At 40.8% G+C, this 15,248-nt stretch carries 13 protein-coding genes; 7 read left to right on the top strand and 6 right to left on the bottom strand.

Annotation, left to right across the window (positions count from 1 at the left end):
* Positions 1-142: 142 nt before the first annotated feature.
* Positions 143-619, bottom strand: a complete 477-nt coding sequence (locus KTR06_RS22235; protein ID WP_009041252.1) for a hypothetical protein — start codon at positions 617-619, stop codon at positions 143-145.
* Between the two features lie 401 nt (positions 620-1,020).
* Between KTR06_RS22235 and KTR06_RS22230 the strand changes: the two genes are divergently transcribed.
* Entirely contained in the window at positions 1,021-2,559 is a 1,539-nt protein-coding gene (locus KTR06_RS22230; protein WP_004316417.1) for a carbon-nitrogen hydrolase family protein, read from the top strand.
* A gap of 98 nt (positions 2,560-2,657) precedes the next feature.
* Here KTR06_RS22230 and KTR06_RS22225 read toward each other — a convergent pair whose 3' ends face one another.
* Complete coding sequence (locus KTR06_RS22225; protein WP_004316419.1) at positions 2,658-3,707, bottom strand: DUF2776 domain-containing protein; 1,050 nt, start codon at positions 3,705-3,707, stop codon at positions 2,658-2,660.
* 210 nt (positions 3,708-3,917) lie between these two features.
* Here KTR06_RS22225 and ileS point away from each other — a divergent pair, with 210 nt between their 5' ends.
* The 5 genes from ileS (at position 3,918) to KTR06_RS22200 (ending at position 10,034) form a co-directional block, all read left to right on the top strand.
* Positions 3,918-7,406 carry an isoleucine--tRNA ligase gene (gene ileS, locus KTR06_RS22220; protein ID WP_117611127.1) on the top strand — a complete coding sequence of 1,163 codons (3,489 nt, stop codon included), beginning with the start codon at positions 3,918-3,920 and terminating at the stop codon, positions 7,404-7,406.
* A gap of 35 nt (positions 7,407-7,441) precedes the next feature.
* Positions 7,442-7,822: a TraR/DksA C4-type zinc finger protein gene (locus tag KTR06_RS22215; RefSeq protein ID WP_004295883.1), complete on the top strand. Its 381-nt coding sequence runs from the start codon at positions 7,442-7,444 to the stop codon at positions 7,820-7,822.
* 97 nt (positions 7,823-7,919) lie between these two features.
* Entirely contained in the window at positions 7,920-8,576 is a 657-nt protein-coding gene (locus KTR06_RS22210; RefSeq protein ID WP_004295884.1) for a lipoprotein signal peptidase, read from the top strand.
* Positions 8,566-9,642, top strand: coding sequence for a DUF4296 domain-containing protein (locus KTR06_RS22205; protein WP_217290816.1), 1,077 nt, complete (start codon positions 8,566-8,568; stop codon positions 9,640-9,642). Before KTR06_RS22210 ends, KTR06_RS22205 begins: the two co-directional genes overlap by 11 nt.
* 5 nt (positions 9,643-9,647) lie before the next feature.
* Entirely contained in the window at positions 9,648-10,034 is a 387-nt protein-coding gene (locus tag KTR06_RS22200; protein ID WP_009041255.1) for a hypothetical protein, read from the top strand.
* Here the strand turns inward: KTR06_RS22200 and KTR06_RS22195 are convergent.
* Positions 9,985-10,749: an RNA methyltransferase gene (locus tag KTR06_RS22195; RefSeq protein WP_042994385.1), complete on the bottom strand. Its 765-nt coding sequence runs from the start codon at positions 10,747-10,749 to the stop codon at positions 9,985-9,987. The two genes, KTR06_RS22200 and KTR06_RS22195, sit on opposite strands and share 50 nt — an antisense overlap.
* Before the next feature lie 143 nt (positions 10,750-10,892).
* Here KTR06_RS22195 and KTR06_RS22190 point away from each other — a divergent pair, with 143 nt between their 5' ends.
* Complete coding sequence (locus KTR06_RS22190; RefSeq protein ID WP_008022444.1) at positions 10,893-13,202, top strand: BamA/TamA family outer membrane protein; 2,310 nt, start codon at positions 10,893-10,895, stop codon at positions 13,200-13,202.
* Here the strand turns inward: KTR06_RS22190 and KTR06_RS22185 are convergent.
* The 3 genes from KTR06_RS22185 to KTR06_RS22175 form a co-directional block, all read right to left on the bottom strand.
* Positions 13,156-13,608: a hypothetical protein gene (locus tag KTR06_RS22185; RefSeq protein WP_217290815.1), complete on the bottom strand. Its 453-nt coding sequence runs from the start codon at positions 13,606-13,608 to the stop codon at positions 13,156-13,158. The genes KTR06_RS22190 and KTR06_RS22185 overlap by 47 nt on opposite strands.
* 91 nt (positions 13,609-13,699) lie before the next feature.
* Positions 13,700-14,251 (bottom strand): DUF3332 domain-containing protein, encoded by a 552-nt coding sequence (locus KTR06_RS22180; protein WP_004316429.1) that lies wholly within the window; start codon positions 14,249-14,251, stop codon positions 13,700-13,702.
* Positions 14,252-14,344: 93 nt separating this feature from the next.
* A complete protein-coding gene (locus KTR06_RS22175) occupies positions 14,345-14,794 on the bottom strand; it encodes a DoxX family protein (protein ID WP_217290814.1) in 450 nt (149 codons plus the stop codon).
* Positions 14,795-15,248: the final 454 nt, after the last annotated feature.

Genomic DNA, 15,248 nt, shown 5'->3' with positions numbered 1-15,248 from the left:
TTGCCCTACGCTATATAATTAAGCCCTTTCAGGGCACTCCGCAAAATTATCATTTAGCTCATTTATATTCTGAAAAGAATTAAAACCGTCAAGAAACGAACTACTTTTAACGTCAGTTCGATGCAATATCTATCTGTATGACTTAACGGTCAGATACATTCTCCAAAGTTTCGGAAGGCTTGCCGCCCAAGAGCTTTTCCAAGTCACGTAATTGACGTTGATAATCCTGCAACATCTGACTGACAAAACCACGATAGCAAGAAGCTGATATCAGGAAGTTCGACCATTTCGCCCATTCTTCAAAAATCTTTTGACACTCTGTGCGAGGTGAGTTTTGTAAAGAAAAGAAATGCAGGCAAGCCTTTTGCATCTCCGGCATCCCATTTTCCCATGAACGGTCGAGGTTGGTTAACGCTTTAATGAAATGTTTGATTTTGTGGTGTAACGCTCCCAGACGTTGTGATTCCGAACGATCGACTGATACGGTAGGGCATAGTCGTCGTGATTGGGCTAAATAAAACTGTTTTAGGTTTTCTTTTTCTTCCAGATTAGGAAAATTAGCTTCCTGCCGATTGCTTCGAACGGTTTTTACAGGTGCATTGTTTTGTTCTTCATGCATGATACAACGGTTTTAAGATAGGCGGGAATAAAAAAACGGTTCCGCCTTTCCCGTTGCATAACACTCCACAGAAGCTGGGGACGCATTAACGTTCCCCACGGGGGTACGAAACCGCGTATCTACGGCAGCAACAGGCATAAAAATGCCTGCTACTGGAGTTGAAGCAGGTTCACTGCTTCTGTGGGTATAAAATGTTATGCGTTGCAAATGTACGATAATTTTCGGAAGTCGCAAATTAAACGGCGCAAGAATTTGTATGAAAATTATGTGATGTTAAAGTGCTGTAGCCATTTCTGAAGCATGTATTAAAATTAAGTATAATGCATTTTTAATTTTGCAATGACAATGTATAAAGATAAACAGTACCTTTGCACAGTCTTTATATAAAAACACGTATTGTTATGGAACAACATCCGATAAAAATTAATAAAGTGCAGATACGCAATCTGCAAATAGAAGATTATGTACAACTATCCCAATCGTTTACCCGTGTTTATTCTGACGGTAGCGATGTATTTTGGACTCGTGAGCAGATACAGAAGTTGATTAAAATCTTTCCGGAGGGTCAGATCGTCACAGTCGTTGACGATAAAATAGTTGGTTGTGCTCTTTCTATTATTGTTGATTATGATAAAGTAAAGAACGATCATACGTATGCACAGGTTACGGGTAAGGAAACATTCAATACACATAGCTCTAAAGGAAATATCCTGTATGGCATTGAAGTATTCATCCACCCGGGCTATCGTGGTTTGCGTCTCGCACGTCGTATGTATGAATATCGTAAGGAGCTTTGCGAAACATTGAATCTGAAAGCAATCATGTTTGGCGGACGTATCCCGAATTATCATAAATATGCTGACAAAATGCGTCCGAAAGAATATATCGAACGGGTACGTCAACGCGAGATTTATGATCCGGTACTTACTTTCCAGTTGTCGAATGATTTTCACGTTCGTAAGGTAATGACTAATTATCTGCCAAATGATGAAGAATCAAAACATTATGCTTGTTTGCTGCAGTGGGATAATATCTATTATCAGCCACCTACACAAGAATATATCAGTCCCAAAACTACGGTTCGCGTAGGATTGGTGCAATGGCAGATGCGTAGTTATAAAACGTTGGATGACCTGTTCGAACAAGTAGAATTCTTTGTGGATGCAGTCTCCGATTATAAAAGTGATTTTGTTCTTTTCCCGGAATATTTCAATGCTCCTTTGATGTCGAAGTATAACGATAAAGGAGAATCGCAGGCTATTCGCGGATTGGCGAAATATACGGATGAAATTCGGGAACGGTTTATGAATCTGGCTATTAGCTATAATATCAACATTATAACCGGGAGTATGCCATACGTAAAAGAGGACGGATTGCTTTATAATGTAGGTTTCCTTTGCCGACGGGATGGAACCTACGAAATGTACGAGAAATTACACGTCACTCCCGATGAAATAAAAAGTTGGGGACTTAATGGTGGTAAACTTCTGAATACTTTTGACACGGACTGTGCAAAGATTGGAGTTTTGATCTGCTATGATGTCGAGTTCCCCGAACTTTCCCGCCTGATGGCAGATCAGGGAATGCAGATATTATTTGTTCCTTTCCTGACAGATACCCAGAATGCCTATTCCCGTGTTCGTGTTTGTGCGCAGGCACGTGCCATCGAGAATGAATGTTTTGTAGTCATTGCCGGAAGTGTAGGAAATCTTCCCCGTGTGCACAATATGGATATTCAATATGCCCAATCGGGGGTATTTACCCCATGCGACTTTGCTTTTCCAACGGACGGAAAGAGGGCGGAGGCAACTCCTAACACCGAAATGATTTTGGTATCGGATGTTGATCTGGATTTGCTGAACGAACTGCATACTTATGGTAGTGTACGCAACTTGAAAGACCGCAGGAATGACCTGTATGAGGTGAGATACAAGAAATAAAAAGAGTGACGCTATGCTGTCCGGATAGCGTCACTATATGCCTTGGATAGCGTCACTATCCGGGGCATATAGTGACGCCCTTTTTATAGAATACTTTTTTATTTGGAAGACGTGCCACTCTCCAATATACTAACGATAGAAAACAGCGTAAAGCAAATAGCTCCGAGACCTACCAAAACACGTGCCGGAATGAAATAATCAGCATGTATAGTAGCAAGCTCGAATACAAAAGCCGCCAGGAACAGACAAGCCAATGCCGTAAATACCGGAATCATAGGAATACGGTTGGCTAATTTGAACTCTTGCCTCCATATCTTAGCCAGCAGGATTACTTTGCTGGAAATACTGTAACATACTAACCCCAACCCGAGCATAATATATCCGGTGGTACCGTTTGCACTTCCGGAATCCGCCAAAATCACGAATAATCCCCATACAAAAGAGATAGATCCCATTAATAAAACCAGTTTCGGCCATTTATTCCGTTCTTTTTCTGAATAATCATTACGTATCTGGCGTGCTATGGTAGCTACCAGTGCAATCAAACTGGTACAAATACATGCCAGACCGACCATTACATGCCCCGCCACAAAATAAGCAGGATGAGAATGACTGTTGCCCAATAATACAAATGCCCATATCCATGCGATCAGCGAAACGATGATGGCAACAATGACCAATGCCCGTCTCTGATTAAGGGAAAAAGCTCCTTCCGGAACTTCATTACTTGTCGCTTTTGAATTCCTCGGAATTAAAGAGAATCGGGTAGAAGAGGTGGCGGCGGTAGCTACACAAGTGGTAATAAATCCAACGCCGGTGATAACGTGTCCTGCAACAAATGCAGAGGTGGAAGTGGCATTACTGAAAATGCAGATACCTCCAATAATAGTAATGATGGCTGCCAGATAGCCTATAACCGGCAAAATGTATTTGGCCGATTTATTATAAGTATGTATGATTTGCCGGATGATAGTGGCAGCCGTGCAAAACAGTGCAATGCATATCATACCGAGTGAAAACACAACAGGACCGGCCACAACACGACTCCCGTCATCTCCATAACCATAAATAAACGCTCCGTATCCGAAGCAAAAAATAGCCATCGCCAAAGGGATTGCTCTGAATAAAATGCTAATACCGTAATTCATAAGTTAAAGTGCTTTTAGGTTTCCCACTAAAACAAGGAGATACCTGTTTTGTTTAGGCTGTAGGCGGTTTATAATCGTTAACTTCACACGAATCCGATTAAAAGTCCTAGCTTTTTGCTCAACTAAACAAATGTTTTTGTAAATTTGCACCCTTAAAAATGGGGATACCCCTCAAATTGTAAATTGTAAATAGTAAAATCGTAGACAGCTATGGGTAAGAGATTTACTGAATATTCGCAGTTTGACCTTTCGCAGGTGAACAAAGATGTGCTGAAGAAATGGGACGAGAACCAGGTTTTCGCCAAGAGTATGACAGAACGTGATGGCTGTCCTTCGTTCGTGTTTTTCGAAGGACCTCCCTCGGCTAATGGTATGCCGGGTATTCACCATGTAATGGCTCGTACCATTAAGGACATTTTCTGTCGCTACAAAACGATGAAGGGTTATCAGGTGAAGCGTAAAGCCGGATGGGATACGCACGGACTGCCTGTGGAACTAAGTGTAGAAAAGGCATTAGGTATCACAAAAGAAGATATTGGTAAGAAAATCTCTGTTGCCGACTACAATGCGGCTTGTCGGAAAGACGTGATGAAATATACCAAGGAGTGGGAAGACCTGACTCATCGGATGGGATATTGGGTGGATATGAAGCATCCTTATATCACGTATGATAATCGCTATATTGAGACATTATGGTGGCTATTGAAGCAACTGCATAAAAAAGGATTGTTGTATAAAGGATATACGATCCAGCCGTATTCACCGGCTGCAGGAACAGGATTGAGCTCACATGAGTTGAATCAACCGGGCTGTTATCGGGATGTAAAAGATACAACGGCCGTTGCCCAATTTAAAATGAAGAATCCTAAACCGGAAATGACGGAATGGGGAACTCCTTATTTTATCGCCTGGACAACTACTCCATGGACATTACCTTCAAATACGGCTCTTTGCGTAGGACCCAAAATAGACTATGTGGCTGTACAGTCTTACAACGCTTATACCGGAGAACCTATAACAGTGGTTCTGGCAAAAGCTTTATTGAATGTACACTTCAATGCAAAAGCTGCTGATCTGAAATTGGAGGACTACAAAGCCGGAGATAAACTTGTACCATTTAAAGTGATTGCCGAATACAAAGGCACTGATCTTGTCGGTATGGAATATGAGCAGTTGATCCCTTGGGTGAAACCGGTTGAGGTATCCGAAGATGGCAACTGGAAGCCTAGTGATAAGGCTTTCCGTGTGATACCGGGTGATTATGTAACGACAGAAGACGGTACAGGTATCGTTCACATTGCACCTACATTTGGTGCGGATGATGCGAATGTGGCACGTGCTGCAGGAATCCCGTCATTGTTCATGATTAATAAGAAAGGCGAAACTCGTCCGATGGTGGATCTGACTGGTAAATTCTATCTGTTGAATGAGCTGGATGAGAATTTCGTAAAAGAATGTGTTGATGTAGATAAATATAAAGAATATCAGGGTGCATGGGTGAAAAATGCTTATGATCCTCAATTTATGGTGGATGGCAAATACGATGAGAAAGCTGCGCAAGCAGCCGAATCTTTGGATATTGTCATTGCCATGATGATGAAAGCAGACAACAAGGCTTTCAAGATAGAAAAGCATGTCCACAACTATCCGCACTGCTGGCGTACAGACAAACCGGTACTTTATTATCCATTGGATAGCTGGTTTATCCGTTCTACCGCTTGCAAGGAGCGAATGATGGAATTGAATAAAACCATCAACTGGAAACCGGAATCTACCGGAACCGGCCGTTTCGGCAAGTGGCTGGAAAATCTGAATGACTGGAACCTTAGCCGTTCTCGTTATTGGGGTACTCCATTACCTATCTGGCGTACAGAAGATAATACGGATGAGATATGCATCGAATCTGTAGAAGAACTTTATAATGAAATCGAGAAATCGGTAGCTGCCGGATTTATGAAATCCAATCCATACAAGGATAAAGGTTTCGTGCCGGGTCAATATTCGGAAGAAAATTATGATAAGATTGATCTTCACCGTCCTTATGTAGACGACGTCATATTGGTATCGAAAGACGGCAAACCGATGAAGCGTGAATCAGACTTGATTGATGTATGGTTCGATTCGGGTGCTATGCCATACGCGCAGATCCATTATCCGTTCGAAAATAAAGAACTGTTGGATAACCGTCAGGTATATCCGGCTGACTTTATCGCAGAAGGAGTGGACCAGACTCGTGGTTGGTTCTTTACCTTGCATGCTATTGCTACCATGGTATTTGACAGCGTGTCCTACAAAGCTGTTATCTCTAACGGTTTGGTACTCGATAAGAACGGTAACAAGATGTCCAAGCGTTTGAATAACGCTGTCGATCCGTTTACTACGATTGAAAAGTATGGTTCCGACCCGTTGCGTTGGTACATGATTACCAATTCTTCTCCGTGGGATAACCTGAAATTTGACGTTGAAGGAGTGGAAGAAGTTCGCCGTAAATTCTTCGGTACCTTATATAATACGTATTCATTCTTTGCGCTTTATGCGAATGTAGACGGATTTGAGTATAAAGAAGCGGATGTACCGATGGCAGAACGTCCGGAGATCGACCGTTGGATCTTGTCTGTATTGAATACATTAATAAAGGAGGTAGATACATGCTATAATGAATATGAACCGACAAAGGCAGGACGTTTGATTTCTGATTTTGTGAATGATAATTTGTCCAACTGGTATGTTCGCCTGAATCGTAAACGTTTCTGGGGTGGTGAATTTACACAGGATAAATTGTCTGCTTATCAGACATTGTACACTTGTCTCGAAACAGTTGCCAAACTGATGGCTCCTGTATCTCCGTTCTATGCAGACCGGTTGTATACTGACTTGATTACAGCAACAGGACGCGACAATGTAGTTTCTGTCCATCTTGCCGAATTCCCGAAATATCAGGAAGAAATGATAGACAAGGAACTGGAAGCCCGCATGCAAATGGCACAGGATGTTACATCTATGGTGTTGGCATTGCGCCGCAAGGTGAATATCAAGGTACGCCAACCGCTGCAGTGTATCATGGTTCCGGTGGTAGATGAAGAGCAGAAAGCTCATATCGAAGCTGTGAAGAACCTGATTATGAATGAAGTGAATGTAAAAGAAGTCAGATTCGTTGATGGTGCAGCCGGTGTATTGGTGAAAAAAGTGAAATGTGACTTTAAGAAACTGGGACCGAAATTTGGCAAGCAAATGAAAGCAGTAGCTGCTGCTGTTGCAGAAATGTCACAGGAAGCCATCGGTGAATTGGAGAAAAACGGAAAGTATACATTAAATCTGGATGGTGCGGAAGCTGTTATTGAAGCATCAGATGTCGAGATCTTTAGTGAAGATATTCCGGGATGGTTGGTTGCCAATGAAGGCAAACTGACAGTAGCGCTTGAAGTGACCATTACCGAAGAACTGCGTCGCGAGGGTATTGCCCGTGAACTGGTGAACCGTATTCAGAATATACGTAAGTCAAGCGGCTTCGAGATTACAGACAAAATAAAAATAACAATCTCGAAAAATACGCAAACAGATGATGCGGTAAATGAAAATAAAGATTATATTTGTAACCAGGTTTTAGGCACATCTCTTGAACTTGTAGATGAAGTGAAAGACGGAACAATGCTGGAGTTTGACGACTTCTCATTGTTTGTGAACGTGATAAAAGACTAATACTATATTGATTAACCTTTTAAAATTGTAAAGTTATGGCAGAAAAGACTAGATATTCGGATGCGGAACTCGAGGAATTCCGTGCCATTATTATGGAGAAACTGGAATTGGCACAACGTGACTATGAACAGTTGAAGAAAAGTTTGATGGGACTGGACGGTAATGATACCGACGATACATCTCCTACGTATAAAGTATTGGAAGAAGGAGCTAATACGCTCTCCAAGGAAGAAACGACCCGACTGGCACAACGTCAGCTGAAGTTTATCCAAGGATTACAAGCTGCTTTGGTACGTATTGAGAATAAAACGTACGGCATTTGCCGTGAAACCGGAAAGTTGATTCCGGCAGAACGTCTGCGTGCTGTTCCTCATGCTACATTAAGCATTGAAGCAAAGAACAGTGGTAAAAAATAACAGATAGCAAGTAGGCTACAGGTAACGAGCTACAAGTAGCTGCGCAAAGTTTACGCACGGCACTTGTAGCTCGTTATGTTTAACTTATAATAAACACATGAAGAAACTATTCACGAAGGGGAGAATTGCCCTTCTCGTTATCTTTTCCGTATTGATTATTGACCAGATCATCAAGGTCTGGATTAAAACTCACATGTACTGGCACGAAAGTATACGTGTGACCGATTGGTTTTATATCTATTTCACCGAAAACAACGGGATGGCTTTCGGTATGGAAATCTTCGGCAAGTTATTCCTGACAACATTCCGCATTGTTGCGGTAGCATTGATAGGGTGGTATCTCTATAAAATCATAAAGAAAGGGTTCAAAACAGGTTATATCGTCTGTGTGGCTCTTATTCTGACCGGTGCTTTGGGGAACATCATAGATAGCGTGTTCTATGGAGTTATTTTCAATGAAAGCACTCATTCGCAGATTGCCAGTTTCATGCCCGAAGGTGGTGGATATTCTACCTGGTTTTACGGAAAAGTGGTGGATATGTTTTACTTTCCGATTATAGATACAAACTGGCCTACATGGATGCCGTTTGTGGGTGGAGAGCATTTTATATTCTTTAGTCCGATCTTTAATTTTGCGGATGCCGCTATCAGTTGCGGTATCATTGCCTTGTTACTCTTTTATAGTAAATATTTGAATGAGTCTTATCATTCGCTGGATAAAGATAAAAAGGAAGCTACGGATCATGAAAAATAAATTTCGGTTTCATCTGTGTCTCATCTGCATGTTCGTTTTTGCGGTAGCCGGGTGTAAAGTGAAAAGACCCAGTGATGTAATCTCGGAATCGAAGATGGAGAATTTGCTGTATGATTATCATGTGGCAAAGTCTATGGGAGATAATTTGCCTTATAGTGAGAACTATAAGAAAGCATTGTATATCGACGCCGTTTTCAAGAAATACGGGACTACACAAGCTGCATTTGATTCATCCATGGTTTGGTATACCCGTAACACAGAGATTTTATCGAAAATTTATGATAAGGTGAAAAAACGCTTGAAAGACGAACAGGAACTTGTTGGCGACCTGATAGCCAAGCGTGATAAGAAACCGAAAATGACTAAGCAGGGTGATAGCATCGATGTCTGGCCGTGGCAGCGTATGGTACGTTTGACCGGTGAAATGATGGATAATCAATATGTATTTACTTTGCCGACCGACTCTAACTACAAAGACCGGGATACATTGGTATGGGAAGTGCGGTATCGTTTCCTGGAGCCGATGCTTGCCGACTCTTTAAGAGGTGTCACTATGGCTATGCAGGTGATTTACGAAAAAGATACGATCAATCATTGGAAAACGGTGACTGAACCGGGTGTGCAACAAATTCGTTTGTTTGCAGACACATTAGGTTCGATGAAAGAAATAAAAGGTTTCATTTATTATCCGATGGATAGCCAGGAAAAAGGCGGAGCAGTATTGGCCGACCGTTTCATGATGACTCGTTATCATTGTACGGATACGCTCGCATTTGCCGTACGCGATTCTTTGAATAAGATAGAAGCATTGAAAGTGGATTCTTTGAAGAAGATAGCTACTAAAGAAAATGCCGACTCTTTACATAAGATCATAGACAAGAATAAAGATGACATTCAGCGTCTGACACCGGAAGAGATGAACCGTCGTCGTACGGGAACTCATCGTGAGAAGAAGCCGGAGCAGATTCAGGTGGAACAGCATATCCAAAAGGAACGGATAGAGCAAAGAAAAGAACGCCAGATGAATCAACGCAGGAAGCAACAACAAAGACGTTCAAACAACTGATTGTAATGAAACGCTTTGCTTCTCATTATTTGCTGATACCTGCCGTCGGATATATGAAGCAGCAGGTAGTGGAGATCACTGACGAAGGAGTTGTCCGAGGTGTGTTCCCATTGACCGAAGAGATTGAATCGGTTGAATGGATGCCGGGAGTGATTGTGCTGCTTTCTGAAAGTCAGGTGGAAGAAATAAAAAACACTGGGATGATTTTAAAAAACATCCCAGTGTTTCAAATCAATCTTCCCAGTGTTTCGAATCAATCTTCCCAATGTTTTAATGAGTATCTGCAGGAAGCAGAAAAGAAGGGGGAAGCTTTATTCCCTTATTTATTTTATCCTTTTGATTTTACTTCCATGCAGCCTGTCGACGGAACTCGGCACAGATTACTGCGGTAGCAATGGCTACATTCAGAGACTCGGATGTCTCTTGGCCTGCCGGGTAATTGGGGATATATAATTTTCGGTTGATTAATGTGGCTACCTCTTTCCCTATGCCATTCCCTTCATTTCCCATTACGATCAAGCCATTGGTCGACAATGGTTGTTCATACATATTTTTTCCATCCAGGAATGTACCGAACACAGGAGTATCTCCGAGCGACCGGATAAAATCGGGGAGGGAGGTATAATGTACTTTCACCCGGGCAATTCCACCCATAGTGGCTTGTATGGTCTTAGGGTTATATACATCTACCGTATTCTGCGAGCAGATAATATGTTCGATGCCAAACCAGTCGGCCAGACGGATAATGGTACCCAGATTTCCGGGATCTTGTACATCGTCCAATGCAAGGCAAAGTGATGAACGAACTGCCTCCGGATCCAAAGTATATTGTGGTTGTTCGAAAATGGCAAGTACCTGTTGGGGAGTTTTCAATAAACTGGCTCGTGAAAGATCTTCCTGTGAAACTTCTACCAGTTCACTTGCGTCAATACCCGGATGCTCCTGAAACCAGGAGGGAGTGGCTGCTAAAAAACGACAGGGAAAATGTCCGAGTAAATCACCTACCAATTTAGGACCTTCAGCCAGAAATACCCGCTCTTCTTTACGTATTTTCTTCAGTTCCAGCGAGTGGATATACTTTATTTTGTTTTTACTTAATGATGCCATAGATTTGATATTCTTTTGCAAAGCTATAAAGATATTTCCAATCTACCCTTACTTTCTTCGTCTTTTTCTTAAATTATTTTCCCCGTCGGAAAATATAATTTATCTTTGTAGGCGCATTTTTCATGCTATCGATGTAAAACCGTATGAGGAGAAATTTTCTTTGTTTGCTTGCTTCTGCTGCTGTCTTGTCACTTGCTTCGTGTACTACCACTAAGTTTGTGCCGGATGGATCTTATTTGCTGGATGAAGTCAAAATTCGTACGGACCAAAAAAATATACGGCCTTCTTCCTTGCGCATGTATGTTCGCCAAAATCCTAATGCCAAGTGGTTCAGTCTGATAAAGACCCAACTTTATGTATACAATCTGTCGGGGCGTGATTCGACCAAATGGGGGAATAAGTTCTTGAGAAGAATAGGGGATGCTCCCGTAATATATAGCGAGGACGAAGCGCAACGTTCTGAAGAAGAGATCACTAAGGCTGTGCATAATATGGGATATATGGCGGCAACAGTGAAACGTTCGACCAAAGTAAAAAAGAAAAAGATTAAAGTCTATTATGACGTAACGGCAGGCAAGCCATACGTTGTTCAATCTATCAAATATGATATTTATGATCCTAAAATAGCTGCGCTTCTCAAACAGGATTCTGCCAGAAGTTTGCTGAAGGAAGGAATGTATTTTGATGTGAATGTATTGGACGCGGACAGGCAACGTATCACAAATAAGTTACTTCGGAACGGTTACTATAAGTTTAATAAGGATTATATCGGATATACTGCCGACACCGTTCGTAATACTTATAATGTAGATCTGACTCAACATTTGCAGATGTATAAAGCTCATGCGAATGATTCGGCAAGAGCACATCGGCAATATTGGATCAATAAGATTAATTTTATTACGGATTATGATGTTTTGCAGTCCTCGGCAATGAGCAGTGTGGACATCAATGATTCGGTGCATTATAAGGGATATCCGATTTACTATAAGGATAAACTCTATTTGCGTCCTAAAGTTCTTACGGATAACCTTCGGTTTGCTTCCGGTGATCTGTATAATGAGCGCGATGTGCAGCAGACCTATTCCAGTTTTGGACGTTTATCGGCATTGAAATATACGAATATCCGTTTTATTGAGACTCAAATAGGAGATTCAACGATGCTCGATTGCTATGTGATGCTGACCAAGAGCAAGCATAAATCAGTAGCTTTCGAGGTAGAGGGAACTAATTCTGCCGGTGACTTGGGAGCGGCAGCTTCCGTCTCTTTCCAAAACAGGAACCTTTTTCGCGGATCAGAAACTTTTATGATAAAATTCCGTGGAGCGTATGAAGTCATTTCCGGACTTCAGGCAGGTTATTCGAATAATAACTATACAGAATACGGGGTAGAAACGAGTATCAACTTCCCTAATTTCCTGTTCCCTTTCATTTCCTCTGATTTTAAACGGAAAATCAGGGCGACAACAGAGTTTGGTTTGCAATATAATTATCAGTTGCGCCCGGAATTCCTACGTACGATGGCTTCTGCCAACTGGAGCTACAAGTGGACGCAACGTCAGAAGATACAACACCGTATTGATTTGATTAATATTGCTTTTCTATATTTGCCTCGTATTTCTGACAGGTTTAAAGAAGATTATATTAATAAAGGGCAGAACCATATTTTCCAGTATAATTATCAGAATCGATTGATTGTAAATATGGGATATAGCTATAATTATAATAGCGTGGGAGGGTCTATTATCAATAATACGATTGCATCTAATTCATATTCCATCCGTTTTAATTTCGAGTCGGCGGGAAATATAATGTATGCCCTGTCTAAGGCTACCAATATTCGGAAGAATAGTAATGGTGAATACGCTATTTTGGGAATTCCTTATGCTCAATATCTGAAAGGAGAGTTTGATTTTGCCAAGAATATCAGAATCGACCATCGTAACTCCTTTGCGTTTCATGCCGGTGTAGGAATAGCTGTACCTTATGGAAATGCAAAAACGATTCCGTTTGAGAAACAATATTTCTCCGGTGGAGCCAATAGTGTTCGCGGATGGGCTGTTCGCGATTTGGGACCGGGTTCTTTTGCCGGAAATGGAAATTTGCTCGATCAATCGGGAGATATTAAGCTGGATGCCAGCATTGAATACCGAAGCAAATTATTCTGGAAATTTCAGGGAGCGGCATTTATTGATGCGGGTAATATCTGGACCATCCGGAGTTATGCCAACCAACCGGGAGGAGTTTTCAAGTTTGACAAGTTTTATAAGCAAATAGCCGTGGCCTATGGACTAGGGCTTCGCCTGGATTTAGATTTCTTTATCCTTCGTTTTGATGGAGGTATGAAAGCTGTCAATCCCGCCTATGAAACGAAGAAAGAACATTTCCCGATTATTCATCCTAAATTTAGTCGTGACTTTGCTTTCCATTTTGCTGTGGGATATCCTTTCTAACCAGCCATTTATTATTTTCTCTTACAAATTGGAGGGTATCTTGCAGAGAGCTCATATATTCTATTTTTCCTTCAACAGGATTAATGACGAATGTATTTTTTATTTGGCAAACAACCGTTGCTTCCTCTGAATTAGCATCTATCTTACTGGATATAATAGAAACTTTCGCAGCACCTCGTGTTTTGAGCAGATCAAGGTGAGTCTGTCGGACATTGGACGCTAAAAAGCTAAGATAGGACAGGGAAGAAGGTGTACTCCATGCTTTGGCGGCCGGGTAATTGAAATTATAGAAGGCTTCGCAGAAATCTATAGCTGTTTGTTCTATTTGAGTTTGAGGAGTTTGTTGCTGGCAGGACAGGCAAGTGAATATTAGGACAGAATAGATAAGTGTATATAGTTTATTCATAGTATAAAAAGATGCTGGATGGAAGATGAGATTGAAAAAGGAGATGAAACTTCAATAAGTAGTTTCATCTCCTTCGTATTTTTTTTAATTTTTAGCGGGCGGCAAACATAAGATTGCTCATTGTAGCTTGGCGTGCTGCCAGCATGCCTTGAGCATCTAACGTTACATTCATCTTTTCGCCATTCGGTAAGAACAAATCAGCAGTGCCGTCATTGTTCATTTTTACTAATTCAGCGCTTTCACCATTTGCAACGACGTTCCATGTGTTAGCTTCTTTGTTGTAGATCAAATCCATTGAAGCAGTTTCGCCTTCTTTAGTAATAGAATATCCATTCTCAAGAGTTTTCACCATGTAGTTGCCGTTCTCTCCTTTTACTTTCTTTACGTCACCTACATTAGCCATTGGGTTGGAACCACTCCAGAATTCGATAGAATTGATAACTAAAGCATCAGCCAGGTAAGCTACGCCATAAACCGGAACAATGTTGAAAGCAAGGAATACGAGTTCGTTTACAAACTTGTTTCCAACTGATTGATTCCAAGAAGACAGGCGGTTGAATAAACTGAATGATCCTACACAAGAACTGAATAATAAGCTACCGCTAAGCACTACTGCGACTAAAGTCAGTTTCCCTCTTTTCATGTTAAAACATTTTTGATTAATAAAAAATATTGATAATTTCTCTCATACAAGTATGCAAATATAATATTTTTTAATTAATCAGGGGGATTATTTCTAATTTTTGTATGCTCTTGATTTTCGTCTTGACAATTCGTTTCCTATGATATGGTCTATTGAAAATTTACCCGGACCGGCAATATACATCAATATGAATACCACTAAATAAATGAAAGCTAGTTCTTTAACAGCAAATACGTCATTTGCGTGAACTATAAAGAAAGCTACTATCATCGTGAAAATCATCGGGATCATGGCTAAGCGATACAAGAAGCCTACAATAAATGCCATTGAACACACAAGTTCACCAAAAATAGCTAATCCGAGAGACAGGGGACTTCCTATTCCAAGCGGATCAGGAAATACAGTTGACAACTCTTGGAAACTACTCCATTTTTGGATACCATGGTTCATTAATAATATGCCGAAGATGATCCGGACAGCCAATAGCAACAAAGACACTTTTGTTGTATTCGATTTTGTGGGGAATAAGAAATCATAAATCATAAGTCGTTCTATTTTTAAGTTTATCTTTATTTATATAAACATAAAAAATATTGAAATTGTTCTTTGCTGATAGCACAACTTGTAGAATCTCTGCCAGTTCTTCGGTTATTCCTTGTTTATGAATAAATAAACTTTGTATATTTGATGTAGTCTGAAGGTATTTAATTGACTACAAATAGATTAAAAGAAACTCGCATGAGAATAGGCAACGGATAAGAAATTGGTAAAGTGCTTTGATACACTATATTTCTCATGCTGTCAAACAACTCTTATTTGTTTGCAAATATAATATTATTGCAGGTAAAAATCAAAAATAACGAGGTTTATTTTCATTTTTGCCTGCTGATATTTGTTCCGGATTGTCGGATGCGATATATTTGTAATTAGGATTCGTACCGTGTTCCAAGCGGTTCATAAGTAACGACTTGCGGAGCTTTGGCAACAAGGGGATGCG

Source organism: Bacteroides sp. MSK.20.12, from assembly GCF_019052435.1.
Classification (GTDB): Bacteria; Bacteroidota; Bacteroidia; order Bacteroidales; family Bacteroidaceae; genus Bacteroides; species Bacteroides xylanisolvens.
Note: the sequence above shows the minus strand (reverse complement) of the source record. Positions and strands in the feature narration are given on the sequence as shown.